This window comes from Pseudomonas violetae (genome assembly GCF_023072615.1).
Lineage (GTDB): Bacteria > Pseudomonadota > Gammaproteobacteria > Pseudomonadales > Pseudomonadaceae > Aquipseudomonas > Aquipseudomonas violetae.
In genome coordinates this window covers 435,616-461,429 of sequence record NZ_JAKNRW010000001.1, presented here as the reverse complement: position 1 = coordinate 461,429, position 25,814 = coordinate 435,616, and the positions used below count along the sequence as shown (strand labels likewise).

Annotated in this window: 36 protein-coding genes and 1 pseudogene; 10 read left to right on the top strand and 27 right to left on the bottom strand. The window is 54.9% G+C overall.

The window, feature by feature from the left end:
- Positions 1-652: 652 nt before the first annotated feature.
- The 7 genes and pseudogenes from L9059_RS02170 to L9059_RS02140 all read right to left on the bottom strand — a co-directional run bounded on the left by L9059_RS02170 (position 653) and on the right by L9059_RS02140 (position 5,679).
- The gene (locus L9059_RS02170) at positions 653-1,648 is read right to left on the bottom strand and encodes a GGDEF domain-containing protein (protein ID WP_247286771.1); all 996 of its coding nucleotides are present in this window, start codon (positions 1,646-1,648) and stop codon (positions 653-655) included.
- On the bottom strand, positions 1,635-2,465 hold the full coding sequence (locus tag L9059_RS02165) for an alpha/beta fold hydrolase (RefSeq protein WP_247286770.1): 831 nt from the start codon (positions 2,463-2,465) through the stop codon (positions 1,635-1,637). Before L9059_RS02165 ends, L9059_RS02170 begins: the two co-directional genes overlap by 14 nt.
- A 191-nt stretch (positions 2,466-2,656) precedes the next feature.
- Positions 2,657-3,493 carry a putative bifunctional diguanylate cyclase/phosphodiesterase gene (locus L9059_RS02160; protein WP_247286839.1) on the bottom strand — a complete coding sequence of 279 codons (837 nt, stop codon included), beginning with the start codon at positions 3,491-3,493 and terminating at the stop codon, positions 2,657-2,659.
- Positions 3,494-3,523: 30 nt separating this feature from the next.
- Positions 3,524-3,814 (bottom strand): annotated as a pseudogene (locus L9059_RS02155) (hypothetical protein); the annotation flags it as partial.
- Positions 3,774-4,379, bottom strand: coding sequence for a hypothetical protein (locus tag L9059_RS02150; protein ID WP_247286841.1), 606 nt, complete (start codon positions 4,377-4,379; stop codon positions 3,774-3,776). The gene L9059_RS02150 and the pseudogene L9059_RS02155, both read right to left, overlap by 41 nt.
- A 206-nt stretch (positions 4,380-4,585) precedes the next feature.
- Complete coding sequence (locus L9059_RS02145; protein ID WP_247286768.1) at positions 4,586-4,897, bottom strand: hypothetical protein; 312 nt, start codon at positions 4,895-4,897, stop codon at positions 4,586-4,588.
- 32 nt (positions 4,898-4,929) lie between these two features.
- Positions 4,930-5,679, bottom strand: coding sequence for a hypothetical protein (locus tag L9059_RS02140; protein WP_247286766.1), 750 nt, complete (start codon positions 5,677-5,679; stop codon positions 4,930-4,932).
- Positions 5,680-6,021: 342 nt separating this feature from the next.
- Here L9059_RS02140 and L9059_RS02135 point away from each other — a divergent pair, with 342 nt between their 5' ends.
- From L9059_RS02135 to L9059_RS02125, 3 genes are all read left to right on the top strand, one after another.
- Positions 6,022-6,216: a hypothetical protein gene (locus L9059_RS02135; protein WP_247286755.1), complete on the top strand. Its 195-nt coding sequence runs from the start codon at positions 6,022-6,024 to the stop codon at positions 6,214-6,216.
- Between the two features lie 251 nt (positions 6,217-6,467).
- Positions 6,468-6,713, top strand: a complete 246-nt coding sequence (locus L9059_RS02130; RefSeq protein WP_247286746.1) for a hypothetical protein — start codon at positions 6,468-6,470, stop codon at positions 6,711-6,713.
- Between the two features lie 16 nt (positions 6,714-6,729).
- The gene (locus tag L9059_RS02125) at positions 6,730-6,957 is read left to right on the top strand and encodes a hypothetical protein (RefSeq protein WP_247286744.1); all 228 of its coding nucleotides are present in this window, start codon (positions 6,730-6,732) and stop codon (positions 6,955-6,957) included.
- A 190-nt stretch (positions 6,958-7,147) separates the two neighbouring features.
- On the opposite strand, the gene L9059_RS02120 is transcribed toward L9059_RS02125, so the two are convergent.
- From L9059_RS02120 to L9059_RS02105, 5 genes are all read right to left on the bottom strand, one after another.
- Positions 7,148-7,384 carry a hypothetical protein gene (locus tag L9059_RS02120; RefSeq protein ID WP_247286741.1) on the bottom strand — a complete coding sequence of 79 codons (237 nt, stop codon included), beginning with the start codon at positions 7,382-7,384 and terminating at the stop codon, positions 7,148-7,150.
- Entirely contained in the window at positions 7,381-7,503 is a 123-nt protein-coding gene (locus tag L9059_RS30610) for a hypothetical protein (RefSeq protein ID WP_282615289.1), read from the bottom strand. Before L9059_RS30610 ends, L9059_RS02120 begins: the two co-directional genes overlap by 4 nt.
- Positions 7,504-7,779: 276 nt before the next feature.
- Positions 7,780-8,097 (bottom strand): DUF5983 family protein, encoded by a 318-nt coding sequence (locus L9059_RS02115; protein WP_247286732.1) that lies wholly within the window; start codon positions 8,095-8,097, stop codon positions 7,780-7,782.
- A 391-nt stretch (positions 8,098-8,488) separates the two neighbouring features.
- Positions 8,489-8,710: a YgdI/YgdR family lipoprotein gene (locus L9059_RS02110; protein WP_247286730.1), complete on the bottom strand. Its 222-nt coding sequence runs from the start codon at positions 8,708-8,710 to the stop codon at positions 8,489-8,491.
- Positions 8,711-8,832: 122 nt separating this feature from the next.
- Positions 8,833-9,873 carry a hypothetical protein gene (locus L9059_RS02105; protein WP_247286728.1) on the bottom strand — a complete coding sequence of 347 codons (1,041 nt, stop codon included), beginning with the start codon at positions 9,871-9,873 and terminating at the stop codon, positions 8,833-8,835.
- 191 nt (positions 9,874-10,064) lie between these two features.
- On the opposite strand from L9059_RS02105, the gene L9059_RS02100 reads away from it, so the two are divergent.
- Complete coding sequence (locus L9059_RS02100) at positions 10,065-10,748, top strand: GNAT family N-acetyltransferase (RefSeq protein WP_247286726.1); 684 nt, start codon at positions 10,065-10,067, stop codon at positions 10,746-10,748.
- Between the two features lie 148 nt (positions 10,749-10,896).
- Here L9059_RS02100 and L9059_RS02095 read toward each other — a convergent pair whose 3' ends face one another.
- Both L9059_RS02095 and L9059_RS02090 read right to left on the bottom strand, forming a co-directional pair.
- Positions 10,897-11,331, bottom strand: a complete 435-nt coding sequence (locus L9059_RS02095; RefSeq protein ID WP_247286723.1) for a hypothetical protein — start codon at positions 11,329-11,331, stop codon at positions 10,897-10,899.
- A gap of 590 nt (positions 11,332-11,921) precedes the next feature.
- Positions 11,922-13,223, bottom strand: coding sequence for a phospholipase D-like domain-containing protein (locus L9059_RS02090; protein ID WP_247286721.1), 1,302 nt, complete (start codon positions 13,221-13,223; stop codon positions 11,922-11,924).
- Between the two features lie 269 nt (positions 13,224-13,492).
- On the opposite strand from L9059_RS02090, the gene L9059_RS02085 reads away from it, so the two are divergent.
- Together L9059_RS02085 and L9059_RS02080 are read left to right on the top strand one after the other, a co-directional pair.
- The gene (locus L9059_RS02085; protein WP_247286710.1) at positions 13,493-14,002 is read left to right on the top strand and encodes a hypothetical protein; all 510 of its coding nucleotides are present in this window, start codon (positions 13,493-13,495) and stop codon (positions 14,000-14,002) included.
- 87 nt (positions 14,003-14,089) lie between these two features.
- Entirely contained in the window at positions 14,090-14,362 is a 273-nt protein-coding gene (locus L9059_RS02080) for a hypothetical protein (RefSeq protein WP_247286709.1), read from the top strand.
- Between the two features lie 196 nt (positions 14,363-14,558).
- Here L9059_RS02080 and L9059_RS02075 read toward each other — a convergent pair whose 3' ends face one another.
- A complete protein-coding gene (locus L9059_RS02075) occupies positions 14,559-15,854 on the bottom strand; it encodes a hypothetical protein (protein WP_247286707.1) in 1,296 nt (431 codons plus the stop codon).
- Positions 15,855-16,170: 316 nt separating this feature from the next.
- On the opposite strand from L9059_RS02075, the gene L9059_RS02070 reads away from it, so the two are divergent.
- The 3 genes from L9059_RS02070 to L9059_RS02060 all read left to right on the top strand — a co-directional run bounded on the left by L9059_RS02070 (position 16,171) and on the right by L9059_RS02060 (position 17,735).
- Entirely contained in the window at positions 16,171-16,491 is a 321-nt protein-coding gene (locus L9059_RS02070) for a hypothetical protein (protein ID WP_247286705.1), read from the top strand.
- 163 nt (positions 16,492-16,654) lie between these two features.
- A complete protein-coding gene (locus L9059_RS02065; RefSeq protein ID WP_247286703.1) occupies positions 16,655-17,152 on the top strand; it encodes a hypothetical protein in 498 nt (165 codons plus the stop codon).
- Between the two features lie 286 nt (positions 17,153-17,438).
- Positions 17,439-17,735 (top strand): hypothetical protein, encoded by a 297-nt coding sequence (locus tag L9059_RS02060; protein WP_247286701.1) that lies wholly within the window; start codon positions 17,439-17,441, stop codon positions 17,733-17,735.
- A 297-nt stretch (positions 17,736-18,032) separates the two neighbouring features.
- Here L9059_RS02060 and L9059_RS02055 read toward each other — a convergent pair whose 3' ends face one another.
- From L9059_RS02055 to L9059_RS02020, 8 genes are all read right to left on the bottom strand, one after another.
- Positions 18,033-18,677, bottom strand: a complete 645-nt coding sequence (locus tag L9059_RS02055; protein WP_247286699.1) for an SOS response-associated peptidase — start codon at positions 18,675-18,677, stop codon at positions 18,033-18,035.
- 597 nt (positions 18,678-19,274) lie between these two features.
- The gene (locus tag L9059_RS02050; protein WP_247286697.1) at positions 19,275-19,547 is read right to left on the bottom strand and encodes a hypothetical protein; all 273 of its coding nucleotides are present in this window, start codon (positions 19,545-19,547) and stop codon (positions 19,275-19,277) included.
- A gap of 131 nt (positions 19,548-19,678) precedes the next feature.
- Entirely contained in the window at positions 19,679-19,981 is a 303-nt protein-coding gene (locus L9059_RS02045; protein WP_247286696.1) for a hypothetical protein, read from the bottom strand.
- 165 nt (positions 19,982-20,146) lie between these two features.
- Complete coding sequence (locus L9059_RS02040) at positions 20,147-20,521, bottom strand: hypothetical protein (protein ID WP_247286687.1); 375 nt, start codon at positions 20,519-20,521, stop codon at positions 20,147-20,149.
- 440 nt (positions 20,522-20,961) lie between these two features.
- Positions 20,962-21,243 (bottom strand): hypothetical protein, encoded by a 282-nt coding sequence (locus L9059_RS02035; RefSeq protein WP_247286685.1) that lies wholly within the window; start codon positions 21,241-21,243, stop codon positions 20,962-20,964.
- Positions 21,244-21,257: 14 nt separating this feature from the next.
- Positions 21,258-21,446 (bottom strand): hypothetical protein, encoded by a 189-nt coding sequence (locus L9059_RS02030; RefSeq protein ID WP_247286683.1) that lies wholly within the window; start codon positions 21,444-21,446, stop codon positions 21,258-21,260.
- A gap of 62 nt (positions 21,447-21,508) precedes the next feature.
- Entirely contained in the window at positions 21,509-22,009 is a 501-nt protein-coding gene (locus L9059_RS02025; protein WP_247286681.1) for a hypothetical protein, read from the bottom strand.
- 318 nt (positions 22,010-22,327) lie between these two features.
- On the bottom strand, positions 22,328-22,843 hold the full coding sequence (locus tag L9059_RS02020) for a hypothetical protein (protein ID WP_247286679.1): 516 nt from the start codon (positions 22,841-22,843) through the stop codon (positions 22,328-22,330).
- 210 nt (positions 22,844-23,053) lie between these two features.
- On the opposite strand from L9059_RS02020, the gene L9059_RS02015 reads away from it, so the two are divergent.
- Positions 23,054-23,392, top strand: a complete 339-nt coding sequence (locus tag L9059_RS02015) for a hypothetical protein (protein ID WP_247286677.1) — start codon at positions 23,054-23,056, stop codon at positions 23,390-23,392.
- 50 nt (positions 23,393-23,442) lie between these two features.
- Here the strand turns inward: L9059_RS02015 and L9059_RS02010 are convergent, their stop codons facing one another.
- The 4 genes from L9059_RS02010 to L9059_RS01995 form a co-directional block, all read right to left on the bottom strand.
- Positions 23,443-23,658, bottom strand: coding sequence for a hypothetical protein (locus L9059_RS02010; protein WP_247286675.1), 216 nt, complete (start codon positions 23,656-23,658; stop codon positions 23,443-23,445).
- Between the two features lie 68 nt (positions 23,659-23,726).
- Positions 23,727-24,023, bottom strand: coding sequence for a hypothetical protein (locus tag L9059_RS02005; protein ID WP_247286673.1), 297 nt, complete (start codon positions 24,021-24,023; stop codon positions 23,727-23,729).
- Between the two features lie 323 nt (positions 24,024-24,346).
- The gene (locus L9059_RS02000) at positions 24,347-24,844 is read right to left on the bottom strand and encodes a hypothetical protein (RefSeq protein WP_247286671.1); all 498 of its coding nucleotides are present in this window, start codon (positions 24,842-24,844) and stop codon (positions 24,347-24,349) included.
- Between the two features lie 80 nt (positions 24,845-24,924).
- Positions 24,925-25,740, bottom strand: coding sequence for a hypothetical protein (locus L9059_RS01995; RefSeq protein ID WP_247286669.1), 816 nt, complete (start codon positions 25,738-25,740; stop codon positions 24,925-24,927).
- Between the last annotated feature and the right edge of the window lie 74 nt (positions 25,741-25,814).

The window sequence follows — 25,814 nt, the reverse complement described above, 5'->3', positions numbered from 1 at the left end:
TAATCGCATTGCCGGTTGCTCTAGCTTGCCCGCTGTGTGCATTGAACTATGAGACCTCCCAGTTCGTGACTGGAGTGCCCTGGCGGCGGTTGTTCTGAATCACAAGGGATGGCCCGAGTATCTAACAAACTACTTATGGCAAGTCTTAGGTTGTCGAGCTCCGGACAGTGGTATTAATCCAATATACTGGCCGCCAAGATATTAGTGTTCTGGTCGATGCCAACGCTTTCCATATGCTGATCTCTCCGTTGGTTGCGTGAAGCACAGAAGATACCAATCTGGGTGTCCAGCATAACTGGCATTTAAGGCGTTACAATTAATTTATGCGTCGATCCGAGCGCGCAACTGAAACGTTTAACTGAGCTGTGCGATCACCTACACAAGCTGGCAGGCAGTGCTGATATCTTTGGCTCCAGTGAATTGAGGGTATGTTCGAGGTCGAGGACCTGGAAGTCTTCATTTTCCTTGGGTACGGTGAACGGCTGGTGAATACTCGAGTTTTTAAGAAAGGCGAAAAAGGGACTGTCCTGGGCAAGACACCGAGGATGCGCGTGCTTTCGTTTAAGAAGTCGAGGTCGAAGATGCCTTATACGTCCACATGTAGCGATTGCGGTATGGCGCTTAGTACCCGAAACCTCTTTCCAGGCTCGTCTTAGGCAGGTTGACTGTGTAGCCCTAATAAATCGTCAAAACAAACCGTGCGGTTGCGGCCCCGAGATTTAGCTTCGTACACGGCAGTGTCTGCTTCGATGAGCAAGCGTTCCAAGTATCTGTTGGTGCCTTGGTTCTGAAGTGTTAGGGTGCTTAGGCCGATGCTCACAGTAATCAGCTGGTCACTCACTTGAGCTTGCGCAATCTGGTCATGTAGCCTTTGAGCAGTAAGCTCTGCCCCCCGACGATCAGAGTAAGGCAGCCAAACTACAAACTCTTCACCGCCATAACGGACAACCGAGTCTTGTGCCCGCGCGCTCTTTTGGAGCTGAGACGAGACATGGCCTAACACGCGATCCCCCTCTGCATGCCCCAATCGATCATTCACCTGCTTGAAAAAGTCGATATCAATCAACAATAAGCTTCCAACATCTTGGTCGCTTGCCGTTTTTATCCAGCGGTCAACTTGTAGCAAAAGTGCACGGCGATTGCCGAGCCCTGTTAAATGGTCGGTATGACTCAAGTGAGCTAAGTGGTCTGCTTCAGTTTTTACCTCAGCCGTATATGCGGCGAGTTGATCATAAGCACGCACAAGCTCACGGTTGACCTCGGCCAGCTGGGACGCAGTATTCTGAGCCTGTTGGCGAGCTTGAAGTAGTTCGGACTCAAAACGTTGGCGTTCCTTGGCTACGAAGAATAGCCATATCACAACGCGCTTTCCTCTGACCTCGCTCACCCGAGCATTAGCCATAACTGGTATGCGCTGACCGTCTGCACTCAAAAGCTGCATGTAGAGTTCACTGAACTCACTATTTTTAAATAACAACGGCCATGCGTGTGTTTGAAGGAAAATGCAGCTCGCTGGCGGGAAATACCGATCCATTGTGCCGCTCTCGCTTGGCCCCACGAGATTTCTGAAATCGAGATTGGTATGCAGTACGAGGCCACTGCAATCTGTCACCAAAACAGGGCAAGGCAATCGTTCAAGGTAGAACACGACTGTTTCTTCCTGATAGGTATTTGCGCATGCTGTCCGCGACTAAGTCTGGATGGCTCATATGAGCACAGGGTCCGGAGACTTCAAGTATTTCCAAGGTGCTGCCGGTTAAATGCTGATGTAGATAGTCACCCACGGGTAGCGGTGCCAAGGCATCATTTTGGTGCTGTAAGATCAGGCAAGGCGTTGTGCAGTGCTGTAGCTGATCACGTATATCCGAAAAGAACGTGACCTCGGCGAACAGTCGCGCCATGACTGGATCGGTGGAGCAGAAGCTGTTTGAAAGTTTCGTTGCCAGCGGCTGGGTCCGCGTTGTACCGGCCACGACGGGCGCAAAGTACTGAGCCCAGCCAAGATAGTTTTGATCCATAAGCTCAAGCAGGCCTTCTGGATCCGCTCTTTCGAAGCCACCCATATAGTCTGGAGGAGCATTGAGAAAGCAGGGTGAGGGCCCGACCAGAATCATTTGGGAAAAGAGTTCTGGACGCTTTATGGACGCAAGGATTCCGATACTGCAACTGACCGAATGCCCAACAAAGATGATCTCACGCTTGAGAGACAGCGCTTCGCAAACATCAATTACATCTTGTACGTAACCTTGTAGCGAGTTGTAGCGGCACGGATCGAATGCATGAGCATCAGACTGACCGCTGCCAACGTAGTCGAATAGAACTTGTCGATGGCTTGCAGTAAATTCGGGGGTTAGGTGCCCCCACATTTCCTGATTGCAGCCAAACCCATGTGCATAAAGCAGGACAGGCGCCGCTTGATTCTCATGTGGTTTTTGCTGGACATGGTTACGCTGAATGGCGTCCATTTGGGTGAAGCCTCTTCCCTTAAATGCCACAGATGACGCCGTCTTAACGCACGCCAGGCTGAATTTTGGCGTCATTTTAACGTATTGCTTGGCATTTGAAGTCAGATTGCTATCACTGATAGAAAATGAATCCGCAGAGATTTTCCTGCGACTAAATATAGCCCGTTTTCTTAGCTACTTCTGCTTAATTATTATCTAGCGGCCGTAGCCTCGAAGGCCTCTGCTGCAACCGGTTTGCCAAAAAAATACCCTTGAAAGTGCTTGCAGCCACTATCACTTAGGGCGTCACGCTGAGCCTGGCTCTCTACTCCCTCGGCAATCACTTCAAGATCTAGGCTGAGCGCCATGGCTAGGATGGCGTGAACAATGGCTAGACTGCTTGTGTTTTGGGGTAAGTCACGCACAAATGACTGGTCGATCTTCAACTGATCAAGTGGTAGCTGTTGTAGGTAAGCCATTGACGAGTATCCGGTACCGAAATCGTCGATTGAAAAACGAATACCCATCTTGCGAAGTGACTGCATGCGTATCACTGCCTTGTTCTTGTCAGTGAGCAATAGGGATTCGGTTATTTCGAGCTTGAGAAGCTGCGGATTGGCTTGGGTTTCATCCAGTAGATGCCTGATCAGATCGATAAAGTCATCCCTGTAGAGCAGTCGGGCGCTGATGTTAACTGACAGGCTCAAAGCAGCGCTCTGCGGTTGCTCTGCCCAGCGGACAAGTAGTTCACAGCCCTGGCGCAGGGTTGCAAGATCCATCAGCTCAATAAGATCACTGCGTTCGACAACCTCTATGAATACGCCAGGCCCCAGCAAGCCACGCTGGGGATGCTGCCAGCGCACCAGGGCGTCAGCACCTTCTAGTTGCCCATGCATACCAGCCTGTGGCTGTAGATAAATGACAAACTCGCCAGAGGCCAAGCCACGGCGAATATCCTCTTCTAGATGCAGGCGTAAACTCACCACTGCCTGCATCTGTGGATCGTAGAAACTCAGAGCGTTCTTACCCAATGCCTTTGAGTTGTACATGGATAAATCCGCATGCTGCATAAGCTCATCTACCGTGTGATGAGCGTCATTGAACATCACAACGCCCAAGCTCGCACTGTTATGGAAATAATGCTCGCTGACCAAGTAGGGCTGACGCAACGCCTGCAACAAGTTGATGGCAATATGCTCAACCTGAGTGCCTGCTTCCTCAGCATCAGACTCCAGCTCGGAATGGTATGGACATGAGCATCTCCTGTGGAAGTGCTCATACCTTAGGACTCCGTTTCCAGTGCCAGAAGCGGGCGCGGCACATTCACTCTTACTCTGCTGGACTAGTTCCAGTCGGTTCAAAGCGGACATGAGGAGTTCGAGTGCGTGGAACTGAAATTAGGCGATCAGTGGTAAGGCCTGTCCACCGCTGGGCGAACGTTTTGCTGAGCCAAACCTTTACGTAAACCTGGCGTTCCTCAACAGTCAAATGGGGCTGTTCCCCTGGAGCGACGCTGTAGGTGCGTACGCATAGTCTGTTGTCTCTGGATACAGTCGCAACCCGGAGCTTCATTTTGGGTTGAAAGGCAGAGATCTTGTAGGCGAATGCCTGGTCGCCATGAACGTCATCGAGCAGCAATGACTGGATCTGGTTTGCAGCGTCTTTCGTCGCTTGGGTTTTTCGAAGGGCTGAGCGAACAGTCGACAGCGACCGCGCGAGGAGAACTGTGGAGAAGGCGATCGCCGCCCAAATCGAGGAACTTTGAAAATCTGGATGAAGGTTGACGGCTGTCGCGGTTGCAGTGCCGAGCATTAGCGCAAGGTGGAGGCGAGCTCGACGCCTGGCGTTCCGGGATTCAAATCTCCAGTCCAGACCTGAAACGATGTCCAACCCTTTGGCCAGCTCGATGCTTGTGAGTATGTCGGTCTTGCTCATTTATACGCTGGGTAGCTAAGCCCCCAGCCAATCCTTTTGGCCATGTTCTGATTAGATATAGCGAAAAGGTTGGCCTGGCGCTACCGCAAATTGAAGCTCGGTATCCCCTGGGTGCCCGGAAGGGGCATCAGGGGTAATGGATAGCCGCGAGGGATATGGGCGTGTGCCGCTCGTCAGGCGATACCTTCGATTAAAGCCGGCCACGTTTAGTGGGCAACCTGAAGCATCTCCAGTGCTTCGCGATTTGGGTGCCAGCCGGCGAGCTTGCAGGCTTGATCGAAAATGGCGATGTCTCCGGATTGCCGGAACCCGGCAGTGATGGTGCGGATCTGCTGGGCACGTTCTTCCATACCGCTGACGGTCTTGGCGATTGAGTTGCCGGAGATTTCAGAAACCGGCGAGTTGCGCAGCGTATCTGCAGACTCAACCATGTGAATAGCCAGTTCATCCATGCACGCCGCGATGGCGGCCAGGTTGGAGTGGACGGCTTTGGAGCTGATGTTTGGTGCCTGAATCATGGTCATTCCCTTCTGATCGTTGTTTCGAATGGTTAGTTGGTGGCAGCACGGGATGTGTTTGTGCAGTTCTGTGCCGTGTGTCTCGCCGCTTTAAGTTGGTCGGCGCAGCGAATGACCTCTTCGACCTGGGCGAGCTTGAGCGCGATGAGCCCTGTCCCGCGCAAGATATTGAGTCCGGACGCCAGGGACATTGCCTCGCCATAACTCAGCGTGCTGGTGACCGGTGTGAAGTCGCCATTGCCACTGAACTCAACAGCGACATCAAACGGGTCACGGTCCAGAACGGAGACGTCGAGGCGAGATGCTTGGGCCATTGCACTCTGTTCTTCGGAGATGAAGTCCAGTGGGGTCGCGCTATCGAGTCCACTAGCGGCGCTCGGGTAGACCGGGACACCGCTGTGCCAGTCGTTGAATCGCATTTGCATCATGTAGGTGGGCCACTCTCTGGCTGTCAGCTGCTTTGGCATTTTGGGGTGCTCGGCCTTGAAACGCTCAAACAAGGCCTTGTCCACCATCGAGCACATCAGATTGACCGCCCGGTTACAGACCAAGTGGTCTTGCATGTCATGCGTATGATCCAGCGTGGTACCGACATAGGCTTTCTCCAGCGCGGCCACAGGCAACAGCTGGCGAAGCAGTTCCATTGCATATTCGAGATAGAGAGGGTGGCGCGCCGGCTTGAATGCATCCCCCTGTATCTCTGCGGCGATGAAAGGCGCGCGAATGTCGCCGAGGTTGTTAACGATCTGCTCTGCGGTGAGTTTGTTGTGTTGCTGTTTCATAGACCTGCTCCTGGCTTAGTTCGGTTGCAACCAAGATTCAGGGAGCTTGGGCCGTGCCGGAAGCTGTTTAGTCAAATTTCCGGGGTTCGGTGATTCACACGCGCAATGGGCCATACCGGGTCTGCAGATGCCTCCATCACAGGGCCCGCATTGAAACCCGTGCACGGGACTCGGCACCTGCCAAGGGGTGCTGAATACCGATGTAAAGGGGGCGGCAATTGCTAAAGAGGCCAACCCAGTCTGCGCCAGGTTGAAAGTTATCGAATTCGGCTTCTGGCACGCTTTGACCGCCATGAAAATGTAGTCACATTCGAAACAACACTGGGTAAGAGGCTTAAGAATATGACATTCAACGTTGATGTGTTCCGTCGCGAGTTTCGCGACCTGCTGGAGCGCCATAACGTTTCGGTAGGGGTAAATCTAGAGGGGGATACTCATGGACTTGATCAGACGTTTGTCGTCATTGAATCCAACGGGAACGGCAAAGAGCACGAGTTGGGGCCTGGGCGCTACGTGGATCAACATGACCTGAAGTAACCGGCTATAGAAACACGCGAGCCCCCGACACCAATCGGGGGCTTTTGCATTACCTCATCCGGATGGCTCCGGTAGCGCCTGACAAAAAATACTGGAACTCCTGGTGGTGGCACGCGCCAGGTGGGTTGAAAATTTTAATCAGATTCCAGACATCTACGGGGGCGATGACCCCACCACTGAATTGATTGAAGGTAGACATCATGCCAACTTGCACACTAATGACACTCTCGTCCGGGGTAACAGTTCCACTGATGCAGTACAACTCTGTGCTGCGCGCCGAAGGGTTCCACATCAGCTTTAACGACCATGACACTGCCCCGTCCCTGTATGGGGATGTAACAACCGCTTTGGTCTTTGGCCAAATGCAGGCCTTCTACATCCTCAATGGCGACCATCGGCCTGGCTACGCTAGTTTGCTAGACCAAGGATTTGACGCTTGTCTCGAGTATTTCAAAGCGAACATCGCCTCCATCAACAAACGCAGCGATCGCCCCTGACCGGTGAGGTGACCCTATGAGCCAGAACGCAACTGAAAAGAACCAGCTCGACAATATAAAAGTCGAGTTGCACCGCATTACGGCCCAGCGCGATCTACTCACGCTGGCGCTGGAGTCACTGCTGGAGCACGAAGGAACCGTGGACTCTACAGGCATTGGCGATTTTCCATCAGAGGCGCTGCGTATTGCTCGCAATCAGGCCATCGCCGCCGTCGCAGAAGTGAAAGCAAGCATTTCGAAGTAAAGCGCGAGGCCGGTCCTAACGTCATTGCCTTCTAACCAATGAACTCCGGGTGATGTCCGGCCAGCGCCCTGTCGTAGATGCTGTATCACTCCAAATCGTCTGATCAGCGAATGCCGGCCGGCACGGGAGTTGTTTCTCGGACTGTGCTCTGATCCTCGTCGGTAATGGCTCTGGTTTCGCGGATCAGCAATCAAAAATGAAGACGCTGTTTGAGGTCGTTGTATTGGTCTGTGGTCAGCTTGTAGTTGGCGACGGCTTCGTTCACCAGCGTTCTTGCCGCGGCCAGGTGCCGGGGTGACCCTGACGTGACGAACCGCTCCACAAGCTGCTCAAGCTCCCCGCGCGTTCTGAACGTGAGCCCGTTCGATTCCCATGGGAACGCCCGGCTGGAACTGTTTTCGCCCGTAGCGCGCTCCTGGACCGTCACTCGAATGCTTCCTTGGCGTCGGCTAGGACGACCGCGGCGCGGATGGCTTCTTGTGCCGGCCGACGTTCGGCCCGCATCTCTTCGCAACTGTCCCGTAGGGGCATGTATCTGGCAGTCATTGCGGTTCCCTTTGATTCCCGAAAGTTGAGTTTTTACGCTGGCCAATCAGGTTACCCGCGCTGGCCAGTTTTGTTCTGAGTATCCTAACGGCACCGGTCTGGTTCACCCACCCAAAGTCGCCGTTAGAAATTCAGGGCGCTGCGCATTGGGCAGAGGATCGAGATCGCAGGGCGGGTGCCGGGGAGCACGTTGATTCGACCATCCCGATCCTCGAATAGCCCATGTTCGGTCAGCGGAAGTAGGGCGCGTTGGGACGCCCTAAGTTTAGCGCTGCCCTACCAGTCGTAGGATGGTAGGCCTTCAGCGACGTCGGCGTCCTGATCCAGACGCACCCAGTCGGTACGCATGCTCCGCACACCGTTCGTGCTGCGCAGATTCTGTGCACGCAGCCAATTGCGGATGTCGATCAGGCACTGAGGAATGGTGACGGTTTCAGACGAGCGCGCCTCCAGCTCGTCCAGGTGCAAGAAGAAACCGTGCTCCCACGATGCGCCCGGGCACCATGGGTTGTTGTTCCCTTCGTTAGTCAGACGTTCGGCGACTTCCTGTGTAACGTGGGCAGTGCTGATCACGGGTAAGCAAATGATTTCCACGGGGTCTTCCTAGATGATTGCTGGTCAGTGGAGGAATATTCCACGGGCAAATCATCCCTCGACCTTGCGCGTGCCAGCAGCCCTCGAGGGGCGGCTTGTCGGTGCTTCCTTTTTCCGCCTTCTAGAGCCGGGACATCAGTCCCAATGTCCGGTATTCAATTCGTGTCGGGGCGGTACGGCATGGAGGAGCGCCCCACGAGGAGAGCGTCCTTGCCCGTTTCAGGCTAATGAGCGCAGGTTGAATCGTGGAATCTCGCAGGAACTAACGATCTTAAGAGCTACGGCGAGGGCCCCATAGACATGCGGGCCTGTAACGAGAAAGCCCGCACAAGGCGGGCTTTCATCAGAAGCGCAGAGGTCGTCTGTGCGCCCCCCAGGCTGTACTGGCGCGTTATAGCGCTTTGACGGTCAGGACCTGATCTTTGTTGATCCGTGTTTCTTTGCCGTCCAATTGCTCGAACTCATAGAACCCTGATTTTTCGTCGTACTGCGGAGAGTCGACCGCCTGGATCTCGCGTCCGTCGTTCAGGGTGATCACCGAAGGCGAGGAGCAACCGGCGAGGGTGGCAAGGCCGGCTGCCAGGATAAGTGCAGTTAGAGTTCGCTGATTCATCTTGAGTCTCAGATAGGGTGGCGTCTGTTGTTGGAGCAATGGCATTTTCTAGATCATCGCTGCCGTCTGATGGAGCCTGTAACAGGCTCGATTTACCGGAAGGCGAATGGTCTAAAAGACGGTTACATGACTGGAGTCGCGATCGGCGCTTGGGCTGCCGCAGCTCGCGCTGCATGTTTGACCTCGGCCTCTTTGTACAGCCGGTTCAGCTCGGCTTTCCCCTTGTCGAGGAGGGCCAGGTGCAGCGGCTCTACTTTCCGCACCACGTACTGGTGCAAACCGACTAGGACGGCAAATAGAACGCCGATGGTTGTCACGTAAGCCGGGGGTGTTGCATTCATTTTCCACAGTACGCTGAAAGCAATAGGCATTAGGAGGAGGTAGATAATACCGCCGCCGTACGTCATCAGTGCTTCAACGCGGTGGCTACCTGGAACTACGGCTTTGGTCCAGATGCCGGCATTGCCCGCCATTTTTAAGTGCCCCGACCAAACGAGCGGGGACACAAGAGCGAACACTGGGAAAACAACCCACCCGAGTAGGATCAATCCGATCGCGATCACAGCGGACAAGATAATACTTTTTGTCAATGGCGTGACCAGATAAGTGTTGTTGGTCGAGAAGTTGATATCGAGGAAACTTCGGCCCTTATAGCTCATTGTCCCAACAATGTGTCCCGGCCGTGCTTTCAAGGTGCCGCTGCCTGAATAGTTGACATCAACATCGTTGGTCAGATCGTGGACCCAGGTGTTGTGAGTCACTACCACTTCGTGGGAGGTCTGGGTATCAAGTTGCCCGAAAGCATTCCGGGTTAGGCGGGTGTCGGAGAAGACGGCGCTGGAGGTTTGTGTGTCCAGAACGCGGCCAACCAGGAGATACATATCCGACATATCGTCACGACCAAACAGACCTGATTTCGGCCTGAGTTGACCCTTACTTTTGAAATACAGATACGAACCGCCACCCATCACAGCGGCGGCGACTGCAAGCGTCAGTGTGTAGCCAAGCACCGCGTTTAGGAGATTTTCAACCAGACTTCCATACGGCTCATAGTTCCACGCAAGCACCAGAAGCGCGCCAGTCCCCGCAAAGCCGAGGGGGGACCGACGCTTATACGCCTGGTAGGCTGCCACAGCGCACAAGATAAAGATGATAAAGCTCACTTGAAATCCTCAATGGAGTTTGGTTTTCGACAAGGTCAACCCTGACCTCGCGCCTAAGATAACGATCAAACGAGAATTCGGCCAACCAAAATGACAGCTTCGAAGGCTGACTAGCTGGTTCTGGGTTGGTTGTTATACTGGTTGCAATCAATTTCTGGTTGTTGCCCGTCATTTCCAAGCTAAGGAAGCCAATGCCAATCGTCCTCTTTCACGATTCGTCCCCATCCGGCGATATCACTGGTCAGGTCCTGCAATTGGTTGTGAGTTACCTCACCGACTTGAGCATGCTTGCGGTGCCCGCTAGCAATCCGCTGTATCGAGTTTATGAATGGGCCTTGCCGTGCGAGGTTGATTTGTACATCCAGCGTATTGGCCGGCAACCTGATGCCCCCGTTGAGTTGATCGTGGCGTTCGCCGAGGACAATCCTGCTGAGGTAGTTGGATTTTTGCTGTACCTGCCCGTTAAATCCCACCCAGAAGCCTGTGGCATTAACTACATGGCGGTGAAGAAGTCGCACCGACGCCGTGGTATTGGGCGGGAAATGATGGAGAGGGCGATCGCGCGGTATCCCCACGTGGAGCTGACCTGCTCCGTCGCGAAAGTGCCGTACTACGAGAAGATGGGCTTTCAAGTGCTGGACAGTCATCACTGCCAAATAGTGATGAATACTCGGTGTGAGAGTACGCCAGGCATGATGGGAATTTGCGACGTCGAAGCCATCTACCGTTCTCCGCAAGTGCAGCAAATCCAATCGCAGCTACTCCAGCGGTGGGGGCTGAAGGAGATTCAGAATGCCCAGAAGCAGCTCGAGCGGCACGCGGAGCAAATGACCCAGAAGGCAATGGCGTTTGCCCAGGGACGGTTGGCAAAATGAATCGCCTTCGGGCCGCAACCCAACATGCCGCTTCGTTCAACAGACCCATCTGCTATGTCGCAGCAGTCGAGCAAGTGCGGCCGCTTGTTCTGCCGTAGACAGCGTTCGGAGGTCCGCAACTGTCTACGGTGTAACGCTTGCGCGGGTTTTATTTCCCGTCCCAAATCCAGTCCGCAACGCTTGGTTGCTCGGGTCTGAAATTATGGTCTATGTTCGCCGCGACCTTATCAGGGGCCATCATGGGGGAGAACTCCGGGCTAGCCAGCCAGTTCCTGAGCCATGTACCGAACTGATCGAACTCATGCTCGCCTATCCCATCCCAGTCTTCGGGACGGAAGAGATTGCAGTCCGTGGAAAGCGGGTCAAGGTCAGGCGACTCGAATAGGTACAACTCACCGTTGAGTTCGCCCATGACAAGAGACGTGTCGCTGTCGAGCTTTGCAACGGTGCCTGGAGGCTTGATGCGCATAATTTCCGCTGCCTTGTACCAGTCCACTACTAGGGCCTGAAAGCAGGCTTCCTCCGCTTTGTCATAGCTCGAGTAGGAGAGAGGTGGCTGATGGTGCTCTAGGGTTACTGGCATATTTTTTCCTTCGGTTTTCAGGGTCCGCTTCGGGGCGAGCAAACCATTGATTGCGTCGGTATAGGATCAACGCAGGATCCCCGTGCCAGAACCCCCATTCTTCGGGCGGTGCCTAAGGCGGACGACCGCTAAAAACAAACAATAAGGATGGCAGGCGGCTCGCCCCACCTAGCCTGGAATTCGACCCACGCTCAGAACCAGGTCTGCGAACAAAGACCTAGACCCGCGCTGAGGAACGGAAATGGCTTCAACCCGCAAGAAAACGAAGAAGGACCAATTCGTCGACGACATGATCCGGCTCCGCGGGATTGAGTTCGCACAGGTGGGGATGAACGTGGAGGTCGACGGGGAGATGGGCACCATTGTTAGGGTGAACGCCGGCGCCAACCTAGACGTTAGATTCGCAAATCAATCGCATAAGTACCGGGCCAAGGCCCGTAATTACATCCGACGTGGAAGATCATGTATTTCAACCCGGAAGGGAACGTGATCGCCCAGTACGGAGAAGTTGAATGTGTGTTTCGCCCAGAAGCCGCTTCGGCATAGGAGGGGGTATTGAGAGCTGGCCGACGGGCCAGCTCTACTGCGTATCAGGGTTGAGTAGTCAGGATCAAAATCGGGTTCTTCCCCTTGAATGCTACGCCCATGTTGACCGTCGTGAGGTGCGGACCTACAAAGTCTTGAGCATCCCCTCCGTAGGTTTTACGGTGCCCAGGGGCGTCGTTGTTACTAGCGATGTGTTTGGAGATCGCTAGCTTAAATTTTCTCGGATTCTCCCTAAGCCATTTCAGAACTGCCTTTGTTTCTTTGGGTGGGGCGCGAACTTCATCCACAGCGCTGCGGCTGGGAGGAATTGCTGCTTTGACCTCCGGATTTGCTAACAAATATCTCATTGGAACTGTGCAAACGAGTTCATCGTCGATCAACAGAATCGCTACTAGATTCGTTCCGGGCGGTGCCTTCTCTCCCAACTCTCCCTGAGCCCAAAGTTCGACCTCAACCTTAGGAAGGCCTGGAATGATTCTGCCAAGGGTTATGTGCTGGGCAATCCTGGTTATCTGAGTTTTGGCGAGTCTTGCCCAGCCAAACTCCCGCTCATTCAGGATGCATAAGTATCTCTTCCTCGGATAGAGCTGCTCGATCGAACCGTCCTTGCGGGGCCAGTGCAGGAGGTCCTGGGCGGTGAATCGCAGGAAGGGGGTTCTATCGTCGTAGCAAGAAATCACGCCTTGGTGAACTGCGGTAGACGCGCTGGCTTTCCTGACCTTCTTCCGGATTTCTATCCAGTTCGATTCGTCCGCTCGCTGCCGCTCAGTCTGTCCAGCTTCGACCTCAGGCTCGCCAAGCAATGCATCTTCAGCGTCAGCTGCGTCTTGCTCTTTCTGGGCTTGGCCATTGAACTCTTCATAGGCCTCCCGTACGGCCTCGATACGCTTTTCCATCTGTTTGATGCGTTCACCGGTGATGAGTCTTGGCTTACCTTTAGCGATCCAAGATTCAACCTTGCTCCGCACCATGTCGCAGGTGATCTCGCGGCTAGTGCCGTCGAAGCAAACGTTCAATTCCAGATTTCCCCCGGCCCCGCGGTCGGTTAGATTCTGGCTGCCCAGAGTTACGAAGCTGTCTTCATCCATTACCACCTTCGCATGCAGCGTTTTCAGCTCGTAGACCTGGTGCTTAGCCTTCACCAGCGAGGTGAGGAATTTGATATCAGACGCACCTGATACGAAGTCCCGGACCTGGAATAGGGTATAGATCCTCGCGTCTTTGTCTTTCAGCAAAGGGAGCGTGTCGTTTGGGGTGATGTAGGGCGATAACACGGTGATCTGAGTCGTCGCACCCTCAAATTGGGATTGCCACGTCTTGGTGAGATTTTGTCTGATGCGGATCATGCGCCGTCCTTGGACTGCTGGTGGATTAGGGAACCGTCTGGCTCTCCGGTACCAGCCAGTATATCGACAGGGTTCAAGTTAGGCGGGCGGTAAGGTCATTAAACTGATGCTGGTGGCACGCGAACCTCCCAATGAAAATCCGGTGGCACTGAAACAGCCCCTAAACCAGATACTAGGCGTCAGATCCCTAGGCAAGCTGGGGGGTGGGACTGTGCTGAACAACGTGACCATATGGCGGTCATGCCCGACAATTTTAGAAGTGAGGCGGTATGAAGAAGGCAGATATTGGTGTGGGGCGCTTTTACACCGATGGCAAGAACGGCTTGCGCCAGGTGATCGCGGAGGGGGCTCAGTACAAACTCTATGACGCCGTCGCGGACTGTGACTGCCTGCGTTACAGATCTATCACGAGCAGCGGCGGGGTGGCCCCGGGCAATGAATCCAATAGCACCCGGGTGGCTTTCGCAGCCTGGGCGAAGAGCGAAGTTGCCGCAGATCAAACATCTCGCTGGCTGCTCACCCAACAGGCACGCTCCATTGAAAGAAAACTGACAGCGAGCCAGCGCGGATTCCTCAGCCTTTTTGACGATGACTTGAGCACGACCTCATCGGTTTCGTGCGAGCGGCAGGAATTCCGCCTGGCGAAGGTGTGCCGGGACAAGGGCCTTATCGCTGCCTTGCCTGAGGGGCTGTCGAGTGGAGTCGATAATTTCGATGTTGAGTTCAGCGAACTCGGCATCGCTGTCATCCAGCAGGTTCACGCGATCCGAGTAAAGTAATTGGCGCTACACGGTCCGCTTGCTCAAGAAGGTCCGAGTTTTTCTGAGAAATGAAAGGGTTTCAATCCCGAGAATTGGAGGTGAGATGTGACTTTGCTCAAAGCCGCCGGCGCCGTTAAGGCCGCTGCTGATACGCAGACGTGTCTGAACGACGAACTGCGTGCAAGCATGCGCACTGTGGCGCGCGCTGCGCATACGTTGGCGACAGACGAGGCCTATCGCGCTGAGACAGCCGGGCTAAAGGATCTGATCCACCATATGTGGATTCATTCCGGTTACGCAGACTGTGGCTCCGCCAAAATGAGCACAGAACAGCGTCTGCTTTACCGCGCCGTGGTCGAAGAGATGTGTGCTGAGTAGGCCTTGTGACGTGAGTAAGTGGGCTCTGTTCAGTCGGACGGCCCCCGGTAATCATGGCTCCGCTAGAAGTCTCTGATATTCGAGAATTAAAACTGTCGCGGTAAAGCGTCGTGTTCCGAAAAGCTTCGATACAGCGGACATTTGAAGTGCAAGGGGCAGCATTATTCACCAAACCGCGCAGCGAATAATTGCCCACTTATGGGTAATTTGGCCATTCAGGGTCTTCTACAAGAATACAGTCAACAAGTTTAGGGATCAGTCCGGAGAGTGAAGCCGACATCGGGAGTTCGACCAACTCCATTAACGCGATCATCGCTTCTTTCTGTATCTCGCAGACGCCAATATATGCACTGATCTTTTCTAGCCATTCATTTGAAACGCGAATGGTGGCTCGTTGTAAACAGTAGAGAGTGGTGACGCTGTTGTCCTGCGCCGTTATGAGGAAACGATATTGTTTAGAAGTCACCTCCCGCGAGGTCAATTCCGAGAAAGCAACTAGATCGCTGCCATCGTCTGTTACGATGTTAAGCGCGGCTACGAACTGCTCTATAGTAGTCGGGAACAATACATTTCCTTTCTTCATTGACTGGTGAATCGCACGGGCCATGTCGCCACTGATGTGGTCATCACCTTCAAGAAAATCCCGCAAGCCAAATTCAGGCAGTCGATCTTCAAAGGCCTCTGTTCGACCAAAAGGTAGGCACTTCAAAGCCTCGCGTAGGTTGTAGAGTGAGCCGAGGTATCGCTCTTCGTACCTTCGCTGCTCTGAACGCTCTGTGATGATTCTCTCGTACTCCCTGTCCTCCTCGGATATAGTAAATTCCTGACCGTAGGCAAGCAGATTAGTTGCTTGTTGGATCTCGCACCAACTGTGCCCATCCGTAAGTCCTTTTATTGAAGTAAAGACGGCTCCTACGTAGGGTTCTAGATCCACTAATAAACGCTTCCTGTTCGATTCACTAATGGCGAACCCCGGTTGGGCGGCGTCCTTCTTAATTCTCATTTCCTGAGTTATTCTCTCGCGCCGATTTATGACTTCAATAATTTCCTCGCCAGAAAAACTATCATCAACAGATCCTTCTGTTACTTCAAAACAATAAGTAGCAGCGTTCTCCTCGAACGCTGATGGAAGCGCGCGCGATAGGGCAACTATTTTCGTTTTCGGCGACAGAGTGCGCACTCTCCTGCGTAATTGTTTGCCCTGCGATGCGTATAGACCCGGCTGAACCCACAGAAGGTTTGGCGCCCCACCGAGACCGCCTATTCCCCAAGCCGTGGCGAGGAAGTTGTCTATCCGTGCCTTGGCGGGCAGTTTGTACTGATACAGCTCAAAATCAGTCGTACGCCTGAGCAACCCTAGAACGAGAAGCGGGAGCAGGCCACGGCTCTGAGACTCATCCAGTGAGAGCCCGCCCCAGAAAACGTTGATTCTTCCGGCGTTATCCAGGAAAGTCGTCGCGGACTGGGTAATGATCAAGTCGTCTTCAATCATCCCTCAACCCTCATGAGTGCATTAGTACTCATCGAATATAGTGCATGCGGGTGGATTAAGAACGCTGCAAAGACAGATGGTGGCCCATGCTGGTCGAGATGCGTTCTTGGCAAACGCGTGTCCAACGCTGTTACCCAGCCCCTCGCGGTTGAAGTACTCACTTCCGGCTTGGCAGCCAGCGCCACAGGTTCTATTCCGTTGCGTCAGTTTTAATTCTCTAAACCACAGTGGAAAAGGACAAAAAAACCTTTGACGGTTCCATTAAACGGAACTAGTATTGCGCTATCGAAGCCAATAGTAGCGGGCAGAAGCCATCATGATTAATAACAACGACCGAATCAAAGACTCGGAAGACGTAGGTGTTTTGTTTCATGCCTTGATTCGTTTTGTGGAAGCTAACGAGGAGCGTTTGGATATGTCCGTCGCGGCTATTGGCTACGGCAATCTGTTGGAACTGGCCGATACCGCCGCAGAGGTTATTGCCCTGCGTCATGTCGAAGAAGGCGATGCGTGGGATAACGTCCGCTGGTTCGAGCGTTTGGAACGCCTTGATGATGATAGCCTTGCTGCTGCGCTTTTGGAGCCGGATGTTGATGTCGAAACCGTCGTACAGGTTTGGCTAGATTCGCTGCATTGATACGGCGGCGGATCAGTTCGCTGACAGTGTCAAAAAATCGTCTTAGTCATGCCTTGGCCCTCGGTAGGCAAACGGATAACCCACGCTTACCAGAGGCAGCCTGCTGCGAACACCATCACTGAAAAAGACGTCATTTAGCTTCCCAGAAGCAAGGACTACGAGCATGGCTCAAGCGGGCAGACTCACCGGAAATGCGGACGCTCAACGAGTTGAAATCGCCGAGTTGCTGGCGGGCATACACCCGAAGAACTCAACCGCGTTTTCAGCAAACCTGCACAGATGGCTGAAGTCCCACGGCCGTTCTGGCGATATCGTCTACCAACTCAGGGACGGAACCAAGCTTGCTCGGGTATATGGGGCGGGTGCACTCTTCATTGGTCAACCCTACAGCGATTATGAGGGCGACACGGATTTTTCTGGGGCTCTCCTCATGCAGGTGTTGTGCATGGGCCCTCGCGTCATCAGAGCTTGCTTCGCGGGGGATGCGCCGGCCCTGATTGAGGTCGATGGTTTCTGGGACAGCTACGGTCGTATTGGGCGCTGCGCTATTGATCCCCTTCACAGTGTTACATTTCGCGACCATGAGCAGCGCTTCCACAATGTCGATGGACAGCTGGCATGCAAGTGGTGCTCCGCGCCGGTAGCGGAACTGGTCGCCTGAACTTGTGGAAAACTTGATTGCTCCTTTCCGGGCGCAGGCCCATTAAGCAGGAACCTTTGCAACTGCGAAGGGTGGCGACAGTTGGCGTCACCGTCCCTTGTGGGTTTACCTGCAGGTCGCGCTGCAAAGGGCCGTGAAGTAGTATCTGCTGCTGCTCACCCAAACCACCGTTACCAACCTGTAGGACGCCCCACCCATGCCGACAATACCGAGTAGTTCCCCTAACAGCCTGTGGGCCCAAACTGTGAGCTCCAGGACGGCATGTTTCTGGTTGGTGCTGGCGACGATGGCCACAACCCTGACGAGCTCTCTGGCAGACAGTCTTGTAATGGGCCTCGTCTCCACTGTGCTTTTGCTGATCGCTGTCTTCACGCCCTGGCGCTTTAAAATTCACGGCGACACGCCATGGGAGCTACTGCTGTTGTCGAAGCAGTTCCAGCCTGGTCTGTTCGCTCTGACGTTGCTTGCCGTTTTCGCATCGCTGGGAAGCGATAATGAGGCTTTGAGTGCAGTTTCATCCATGCTGCTCGTTTGCTCAGCAATGCTGCCGATCCGCAGAAAAATCGCCGCAGTGGTGGGCTGAGTCAACGGCAGGGTGACCCAACGGCGCCGCTCTCCTATTCCTGCCAAATCCCCTACCTGGAAATGGAAGAGCGCAAGCCGCCGAGGCTTGCGCTAGTAATCAATAATCTCCCCGAACCTTAGGCTTGTGCCCTTGCTTACAGGCGACTCCCTGGCTGTTCAAGCGTTAAACAGCCATACCTCAGCCGTGTTGTCGCTCTCCATCCCGACTTGTTCCTTCAACTCTTCGAACAGCCCGTTGCTGAAAGCCCAGGTTTGGGATGCATGGGATGCGCAGTCTCCAGCATCTGCGATTCGTCTATGAAGGCCGAGGTTCGGCTTTGAGTTTGTCGGCAGGATAGAGCCTGCAAAACTCCATGCTCTGTTCGGGTGTTGCGTGAAGCCAGTCCTTAATCAAACCGTTAGGCAGAATGACAACAGACCGCTTTTCGTCGTCAACTTTATGTAGGTTTTCGAATAATGGGTGTCCACCCGCCGCCACGGTGAGCATTGTGAAACTGGAGACCAGCTCACCCTCGGGCGATCGCCACTCATCGTAGAGCCCGGCGACGGCCATGACGCCGTTGTCGGTGCGAGTTATGCGGGTTGGTACTGCCTTTCCGCTCCGCCAGTCGGGCTCGAATAACGCGGCAGCTGGAATTATGCAATGGCGCGCTTTCTTCCAGGCATCCCTGAATGAGGGTTTGCTGTGAACGGTCTCCGAACGCGCGTTAAATGTGCGGCGACCCAGGTTCCGATCCTTTGCCCAGAAGGGTAGAAGGCCGAATTGACCGACCAGGGCCTCAAACTCAGGTTCGCCTTCCTCTGCGGACTCTACATCACGCAAGCGAATGAAGGGCCCGGAGTAGGTGGGCCACAGATCCTCATTGTAGGGGCGGTCGGGTGTCACACCGAATCCCGCGAGCAGGCGTTCGTGTGTTGGTGCCTCGTAATGGGAGCACATGGTCTGCCTCTTTTGGGATGTTCCGTAAGAAGAATAGACCGCAGACGACGTGATATGTCGCAATGCTGTGATAGGCAAGCCAGGAAGCGGCTGTTGACTACCGATAGAGGGTACGTCGGGCGCGTACCGGGTGAGCGGAGGGAGGTCCGGGAATTGACGATCAATGAAATCGGGGGTTAAATCTTCTGCAGGCCGCCCGGTGAGGCCGGCCTCTAGGTCCTGCCTTGTTACCTTTGGGTAATCTCGGACGGGGTAGCCAGAAAGCCTCTGCAGCCTCCCTGAATATCAAAGCCCGCGTCTAGACGCGGGCTTTTTCATTTTCTGTTCAAGGTTCTGCAGTTGATCTTCGGGTGATGCCGGCAATCATCAATCGTAAGGGCACCCGATTTACACCCAAGTCGCTGAGCCGCGCTATGTCCTCTCGTTTGAAGAACGCAGACCCTGAATGCACGATCCGCTTCGTCTTAGCCAGGAGCTGTAAGGCCCTGGGCCGCGAGAGCGTTGGCTGTGGGCGTCTAGGGAGTATCTTCGACGCGAGGCGCGTCTTAATTGAGTGCGTCGACTGCGGAGGGTGCTAGGCCCGGCCGACGCAGCCAATCACTCTGCCATACGTTCCTGGGCGGCGACCATGTAGGCTTGTATGCGGAAGTTGTTGGCAATTTTGCTCGCTGCGCAACTCAACAGACCAGTACCGATGAACACCCCCAGTGAGGTCCAGACGTCGGTACCAAACCACCGGGAAAAGATGGATGCTATCTCAAGACCGTTAAGGCTGAACGTGAGGAGTGCCATCAGGCAGGCCAGGCTCAGCAGCAAGGCGATAAGATCGAAAATGACGGCAGTCACTCTGCCGACTTTGCTTGAAAACATGGGTGCTCCTAAAAGATCAGTATTACCGGCCACCCCTGGCTCGGGGCTGGGCGTCGAAGGTAGAGCTATACATTCCCGGCAAGCTACATAACCCGTCATGCTTGGCGGGCAGAGGTAGCGGTCGGGGCGTGTCAGTTTGGTACCAGGTCCGCGCGCAGCTTCGCCAGTATCTGTTCTTCCTCTGTGGTCGATTTCTGCGTTCGGCGCCGATACTGGATCTTGAGCTCATAAAGCTCAATCAGGCCTGCGTGGGTACACACATAGTATTCCCCGGTTCCATCGCTTACAGCTTTTTCCAAATGCCCGGCTTCGACCAATTCCTCGACGATGCCAGCCAAGTCGCTAAAACACGCCGCCTCCTTTGGAGAGACATGCAGCTTTTTCGGCTGACTGGCGAACCACAATACTTTTTCCGTCGTGTACAACTTTGCCATATAGCATTCCTTGGCGTGTTGGAACTAGGCGGTTGGCGGTTAGGGGCAGGATCTGCGCACCTTTAGGCACCAGTTTTACTGCCGGCGAGCAGGTTCTGCCTTTGCTGTACTGGAAGCCAACCCGCGTGACGCCCCGGGTGGCGACTCCCGCAGTGCGTAGACCGCTCAAGCCTCGGCAGGGAATCGGATATGCAGGCGGCGGGCATAGCTGCCATCGACCTCTGCGTCAACCATGGCCGCGTGCTTAGCCAACCGAGCGTTCACCTCTTCGGTGCTCATTTCGCTGGTCAGGTCGAGCCAAGTGGTATTCAAAATATTGCGGCCCTCGCTTTGGTAATTGCCTACAACCTGAAACTTTCCAAAGTGCGGTTCCAGAGATGCAGTGGCGGTCTTGGTGCCCACCGCCGTCTCGTAGTCTTTCACCGCGACCAAGCAGCTGATTTCCTGATCGCGCTGGGAGGCGACCGTCCAACCCGCCGCCGCAAACGCATCGGCGAGCTTCTTTTTGGTGGCGGCGTATTCTGGAGTGAAGATGGTCATAGTGGGATTCCTGTCACTGGCGATTCGTTTCGATGTGACCATTCTCACCCTCCTAGTGCGTGCCAGAAGCCATCTTCAAACGAATCTACAAGCCCGATGTGTGGCCGCTGAACTGGCGGCCATTACCCAGGTTTGACGCTAAAGCATATGCGGGGCGGTTAGTTCTAACGCGGGATGTAGTTTCGAGTGCAAGAGCAGTTCCTCTCGTAGAATTCGACTGCTTCGGCATCTGGCATGCTTGTCCGGCAGGGCTGCAAGACTTTGGTCACGTTGATACAGGCGCAGCCCTCCTCAAAGTAGCTGCGATTCCATTTCAGGCGATCTGCCTCGTTCAGTTCATTGGGTTGCATGGCTGGGCCTCATCGGTCAGGTCAGTGGATTAGACCTCCGGTGTAGAAGCGAGGCAAGTGAGAACCTATGGTCGGAATTCAATTGCCCCATCACTGCACCAGGTGCACCGCCCAGGTCGGAAGATCATCGACGGCTATTAGCCCAAACGTCGCCGGACCATCGAATAGCTCGGCGTTGGCGTTAATCAGTGAGTCCTCCAGATCGGCGAACTCTTCGCGGGTTGCGGCGGTGTACACGTCCGCAGCGCGGTCGCGCTGTACGGTCGCCGCAACGAGTTGTTGCTGGTCTACGTCGAGAACGATCTGCGTCATCCGATCGCTACGGTCGTCGATGAAGCGGTGGGCCCACTCACCAGTGAGGAATTTCGGCACTGAATGTTCTCCAATCATTTTGGGTGGTAGGGCGTTTTGGCGTTGGGGGGCAGCCCGCGAGCGCGCCGGTATTGATCAGCCATGGTCTTGAGCCGGATTTCAGAGAGTGCAGCGAACGCAATCTCATAGCGGGGATTGGCCAGGCCGCCTTGTGCGTAAGCGTCCCTGACGGCCTGCTGTTGCAATGTCTCTGCGCTGTCCATCGGTTTAATTCCAGGCCTGTGCAATTAGGGGAGGGCAGGATGTGTTCCCGCCGGGCAGGAAGTCAGGCCTGTGTGCGCTGCCAGAGCGCTTCAGGTTTCATTTGAGGTACAACGTAGGTATCCGGGAAGTCGAGCGGGCGCGTGGGGATAGCGACATCAAGCCAGACCGCACCTGCCAGCCAATCGGCGAATACTTCTACGTCCTGCCCGCTGCACTCCTGAAGAATCTTGAGCATTCCGCCAAGTGTGGTTGCTTGAGCCCAGGTTCCGTCCTCGCTGGTGTCGAGATCGTAGGATTGATCAAATTGATCCTCGTCGCCCATGACCTTGGCCATATGGTCCCGGTAGTGCCAGGCCATGATCCCTTCACGCCAACCTTTGCGCAGTGTCAGAGCATCCTCCAGCCGGTTGGTGATGGTGTAGCAGTTCGGTGCGTTATGATCTGAGCCATCGGAGAAGGACCAGAAAAGAGCGCCTAAGATTGGGTGGGTGGCGCTGACCACCACGACCGGTTGCACACACTCGGAGACGAGGGTTGGCGCTGGGTGATTGGTGCGGTGCATGAGTTGGGCTCCTCGTTTGAGTTGATGAGCACATACTGCTTGCCGGTCGCTCGTGCCAGAAGCGTCAGCCGAGCAAACATTCCCCCGGGAATAATGTCCGTTCGCCTGACATCGCCGGTGGCCAGGTTCGCCAAATCCGCAAGGGTGCTCAACTCGTAGCTAGATGGATAATTCACCGGGACCCGTCTGCTGCTGCGCGGCCAGCACCGGTTTCCGAATGAGGCTTTGTATGGCGACCTTGGCGTCCTTTGCGGACTAGATGCCTGGGGGCCGGGAGAGCCTAGCTACACCGTCCGAAAAGTCCGCTGTTCCATGAACTCAAAGCCCGGCCAAACTCTTGCTTAAGTCAGGCTCGGGGCTGCTCAGTTCACCAGGACGCACCCACCGCTGGACACTGATCGCCTGAAACTGCCGGATCCCTACCGCACCGCGGACATTCCTGGCGATAGACCCTGGTCGGGTGAGCAGAATTTCCACAGCTTCCCTGGTAGCCTCGTACATCGCGAAGGCGTTGTAGTCGACATCGAGCAGCACCAGTAGGACGGTATCAAAGGGCTGCTTTAGGTCGATGGACCCTAACCGCCCGGTGCGCTTGCGTTGGTCTGGGAGATACCGGCCCTTGATCTGGATCCGGACAGTGGAGCCATCTTTGGTCTCGGTGGCATCGAATCCCGCCTGCCGCGCCAACTCGAGCTCCAGACCTAGGATTCGAGCTGCTTCGTACTCGGCCACCTCGCCGGTAATGCCCAGGGGTTTGCCTGTTAGACGGTGGTAGCGCCTGGCCAGAAGTTTCGCGTCGCGCAGGATCTCAAAGACCTCATCCGTGTCGCTCATGCATTGACCTCATATGAGATTGGAGGAGGGTAGGTTAGATATCGCCTGCCTAGCGCTGGGGATGCCGGCGCGCATCGCCAGGGCGCCTTGCAGGAGCTGCAGAGCGTGCATCCAGCATTATCCTGCCATAGAAAGGGACGCTTCTGGTCACCAACGCCATAGTGCCGCTATCCTGTCGCGCTACCCTATCAGTCGATGAAGGACCGCCGCGTGCCTAGCAGCCTGTTCAAATACCTCGCCCAGATTGACGCAGTACTGCTGGACGCTGGCGAGGCCCCTGTTCCCGCGAAGGATCGAATAGCCGTCAAGCTCGCTGAAGCGGTGAACCCAGCCGGCGGGCAGGGTTTCGACTGGCTGTTTCAAGAGGCCGCGACCACCGCCAAATACATCCACCGTGAGGAGCAGGCGAGCTTTACGTGCTTCATTTTTCGAGACCGGAGTGTGTTGGTCCTCCTGCAGAGCGGCCATCTCTACGCTGCCGGAAATGGCAGTCCAGAGAGTCTCTCAAAGATTCTCGCGTGGCTGGGCAGCCACCAAATTGTTGGCTGATCAATACCGCGTTAGCACTGGGCCCTTTCGAGCTGGCCAGGCCTTCGCCCTCAATCCTGCACTGAACCCATTGCGGCGGTGAAATCTCGCTGGTTGGCCGCCCAGGCGGTCAATTTGTCGAACTCGTAAAACATCAACGCGACCCGGCTACCGAAGCTCTCGCGACCGATCACGAATACGCCTTCGTCATCGTCACCTGAACGTTCAAACCAAAAGTGCTGTTCCGCCCATTTCACCTGATCTGTCGTCATACCGTTCGCTGTCATTGCGCTATCCGTTATTCCCAAAGGTCTGTGCGCCAGGTCGGAGCATCTTCCCGGCCGATTCATTTGCATCAGAACCAGGAGGTAAACTTCCTCCAAAGACTTTTTTCCTTCTTCTGTCGGATATGGGTCTTGGCGTACAGCTCACCGCGGTATGTCTTGCAGGTGCCTTTGAGCATCTTCCCGCTGGCAGTCTTCACGCTGACTCGATCACCAAGCCTGCGGTCTTCGCATGCAGCGAATGCTGCGCCAGAAGGCGCTGGGCCCCGATCGCGTGCAGCTTGGGCAGCAAAGGCGCCGGTACTCGTTGTCGCGATGGCCGCTAAGGCCAGGGTGATAAATGCTTGTTTGGCGGTCAGCCTTTTCATCTTGAGCTCTCGGCGACGATCTAGGTGGGCCTGGTGCTATTGCGCCCGCCCCTGAAGCCTGACTTCTGTGACTAAGCCGCGCAACTCAAAACATAGGCTCTAAATCCGGTGTGCGAAGGTGATGGCCTCAGTTCCAAAGTCATGGTTTCATTGGCTTCGCCGCCTGCGGGTGCAAGCTTGCGGTGGTGCCGTGCCGGATCTGCAGTGCGGGGGGGCTGAGGCGGGGGAGCAAATGGTCGGATGGGCCGAGCATCCCGGCTTGATGATAAGTCGAACGCGTGGAATCAAAGAACGAGCGGCATCCGCCGCCCGTTACTGCGGACTTAGGTCCGGGTGACGGTGACTTTCACCTGGGCGTTATGTGGCTTCGTCGAGCTGTTAACTTCAATCACCACGTCGTCACCAAGATCCACTGCAGAAGGATTGCCTGTTAGATCAACCAGCGTGTCAGTGAGCATATCCATGCTTCTTTTGCCTTGGTCTAAATGGGTGTAACCGGTGAACTCACGGTAGTAGCCTTTCACCATCACCAGAATCATGCCATTGGATAGGATGCGGGGAGTGATAGTGCCGTTAAAGCCCATTGGCACCTGTTTGTTATTCACGCGCACGTTCGGTTCGGCTTTGAAGTTGATGACATTATCTTTGACGCCATCCCCTGTGAAAGTGATGGTTTCGCCATTTTCGATCTCGCGGGTGTTCTGGACAACGACTTTGCCGTCGACCGTCACAGCGGTCACCACCTTGAGACGCTCCTCCGCCTGGGCAACGCCAGAAGTAAGAAGGGTCAGAGCCAGGGCGAGCAGGTAAGTCTTTTTCATGAGGATTCCGTAGTTGGGTAATGAAGAGGGGGGCCGCTTCTGCCACCCTCTTTGCTAATCGGTTCGCTTTGCAGATTTCTTTACTGTTTCACAGAAAGATTTTCCGTCATGGTGTTTTCCGGCGTCACCTCCCAGGGTTTCAACGGGTGTTTGTGTCGCGTTCTGAAAGGTAGCGGCCATTTCAGGAAATTCAGCAGCAGGCGACTTAACCAGGCCTTTCCGCTGATCCACCTGTCGATATCCTTCAGCTCAGCGAGGTTCTTCACCCCCTCCAGTCGCTCGTCCCCGAGTGCGTTTTCGAATGCTTGCCACGTCCGCAGCCGGTTTTGGTATCGGTCTGGGACGGTGAGACAGCCAACATTCACCGCGCCGAAGTGTCCGTCGACGACGTCAAGCCCCCTTTCCGAGGTGAAGGTGGTCCAGAGTGAAAAGCCAAACGCTGTATAGAACCTGTTGCGCTGCAGGCGCTCGCCCTCCGTAGTTGCGTCAACTCGTGAAAGGTCACCTGGCTCGATTGAGTAAGTCGGAATTTTCTTGCTGTGCAGCCATTTGATAACCGTGGCCATCAAGCTTGGACCGAGACCAATGCCTCGACGCCCCATGATCAATTGCCCACCCGGACCGAATTTCACCGTCTGAGTGACATGGCAGACGGTTACCGAAACTTGGTTGTGACAGATGTGAAAGTCAGCATTAAGAGCGTGCGCGTGCGTTGCTCGGGCGCGGAAGAATTCGTACTGCTCAGCCGGGCCATCGTCCAGCGCAGTATGGACATGCTCGGTGAGCACTGGAATCACAACTCGACCTACCCCGTTGTGGTGTTCGAACACGTTCAGGTGCTCGGCCTGGCAAAGTTGTTCTAACCGACGTGAGGCTTGCTTGAGAGTCAGTGTCACGCAGTGTTTCCTTAGCTCTGGAGGCGAGATTTTGTGCTGGTGTTTTGGCGAGTCTACATTCACTCGACTTGGTA

Bases quoted from the DNA above. Each gene is read 5' to 3' on its own strand.
- L9059_RS02090 (WP_247286721.1), bottom strand. From the start codon at position 13,223: ATGATCCGCATCAGACAAAATCTCACCAAGACGTGGCAATCCCAATTT.
- L9059_RS02030 (WP_247286683.1), bottom strand. From the start codon at position 21,446: ATGGACAGCGCAGAGACATTGCAACAGCAGGCCGTCAGGGACGCTTAC.
- L9059_RS02065 (WP_247286703.1), top strand. From the start codon at position 16,655: ATGGCTCAAGCGGGCAGACTCACCGGAAATGCGGACGCTCAACGAGTT.
- L9059_RS02040 (WP_247286687.1), bottom strand. From the start codon at position 20,521: ATGACCATCTTCACTCCAGAATACGCCGCCACCAAAAAGAAGCTCGCC.
- L9059_RS02125 (WP_247286744.1), top strand. From the start codon at position 6,730: ATGAGCCAGAACGCAACTGAAAAGAACCAGCTCGACAATATAAAAGTC.
- L9059_RS02145 (WP_247286768.1), bottom strand. From the start codon at position 4,897: ATGATTCAGGCACCAAACATCAGCTCCAAAGCCGTCCACTCCAACCTG.
- L9059_RS02095 (WP_247286723.1), bottom strand. From the start codon at position 11,331: ATGCCAGTAACCCTAGAGCACCATCAGCCACCTCTCTCCTACTCGAGC.
- L9059_RS02140 (WP_247286766.1), bottom strand. From the start codon at position 5,679: ATGAAACAGCAACACAACAAACTCACCGCAGAGCAGATCGTTAACAAC.
- L9059_RS02150 (WP_247286841.1), bottom strand. From the start codon at position 4,379: ATGAGCAAGACCGACATACTCACAAGCATCGAGCTGGCCAAAGGGTTG.
- L9059_RS02060 (WP_247286701.1), top strand. From the start codon at position 17,439: ATGGCCACAACCCTGACGAGCTCTCTGGCAGACAGTCTTGTAATGGGC.
- L9059_RS02000 (WP_247286671.1), bottom strand. From the start codon at position 24,844: ATGAAAAAGACTTACCTGCTCGCCCTGGCTCTGACCCTTCTTACTTCT.
- L9059_RS30610 (WP_282615289.1), bottom strand. From the start codon at position 7,503: ATGACTGCCAGATACATGCCCCTACGGGACAGTTGCGAAGAGATGCGG.
- L9059_RS02160 (WP_247286839.1), bottom strand. From the start codon at position 3,493: ATGTACAACTCAAAGGCATTGGGTAAGAACGCTCTGAGTTTCTACGAT.
- L9059_RS02025 (WP_247286681.1), bottom strand. From the start codon at position 22,009: ATGCACCGCACCAATCACCCAGCGCCAACCCTCGTCTCCGAGTGTGTG.
- L9059_RS02070 (WP_247286705.1), top strand. From the start codon at position 16,171: ATGATTAATAACAACGACCGAATCAAAGACTCGGAAGACGTAGGTGTT.
- L9059_RS02085 (WP_247286710.1), top strand. From the start codon at position 13,493: ATGAAGAAGGCAGATATTGGTGTGGGGCGCTTTTACACCGATGGCAAG.
- L9059_RS02110 (WP_247286730.1), bottom strand. From the start codon at position 8,710: ATGAATCAGCGAACTCTAACTGCACTTATCCTGGCAGCCGGCCTTGCC.
- L9059_RS02055 (WP_247286699.1), bottom strand. From the start codon at position 18,677: ATGTGCTCCCATTACGAGGCACCAACACACGAACGCCTGCTCGCGGGA.
- L9059_RS02010 (WP_247286675.1), bottom strand. From the start codon at position 23,658: ATGACAGCGAACGGTATGACGACAGATCAGGTGAAATGGGCGGAACAG.
- L9059_RS02165 (WP_247286770.1), bottom strand. From the start codon at position 2,465: ATGGACGCCATTCAGCGTAACCATGTCCAGCAAAAACCACATGAGAAT.
- L9059_RS02135 (WP_247286755.1), top strand. From the start codon at position 6,022: ATGACATTCAACGTTGATGTGTTCCGTCGCGAGTTTCGCGACCTGCTG.
- L9059_RS02045 (WP_247286696.1), bottom strand. From the start codon at position 19,981: ATGGCAAAGTTGTACACGACGGAAAAAGTATTGTGGTTCGCCAGTCAG.
- L9059_RS02130 (WP_247286746.1), top strand. From the start codon at position 6,468: ATGCAGTACAACTCTGTGCTGCGCGCCGAAGGGTTCCACATCAGCTTT.
- L9059_RS02100 (WP_247286726.1), top strand. From the start codon at position 10,065: ATGCCAATCGTCCTCTTTCACGATTCGTCCCCATCCGGCGATATCACT.
- L9059_RS02075 (WP_247286707.1), bottom strand. From the start codon at position 15,854: ATGATTGAAGACGACTTGATCATTACCCAGTCCGCGACGACTTTCCTG.
- L9059_RS02005 (WP_247286673.1), bottom strand. From the start codon at position 24,023: ATGAAAAGGCTGACCGCCAAACAAGCATTTATCACCCTGGCCTTAGCG.
- L9059_RS02020 (WP_247286679.1), bottom strand. From the start codon at position 22,843: ATGAGCGACACGGATGAGGTCTTTGAGATCCTGCGCGACGCGAAACTT.
- L9059_RS02050 (WP_247286697.1), bottom strand. From the start codon at position 19,547: ATGTTTTCAAGCAAAGTCGGCAGAGTGACTGCCGTCATTTTCGATCTT.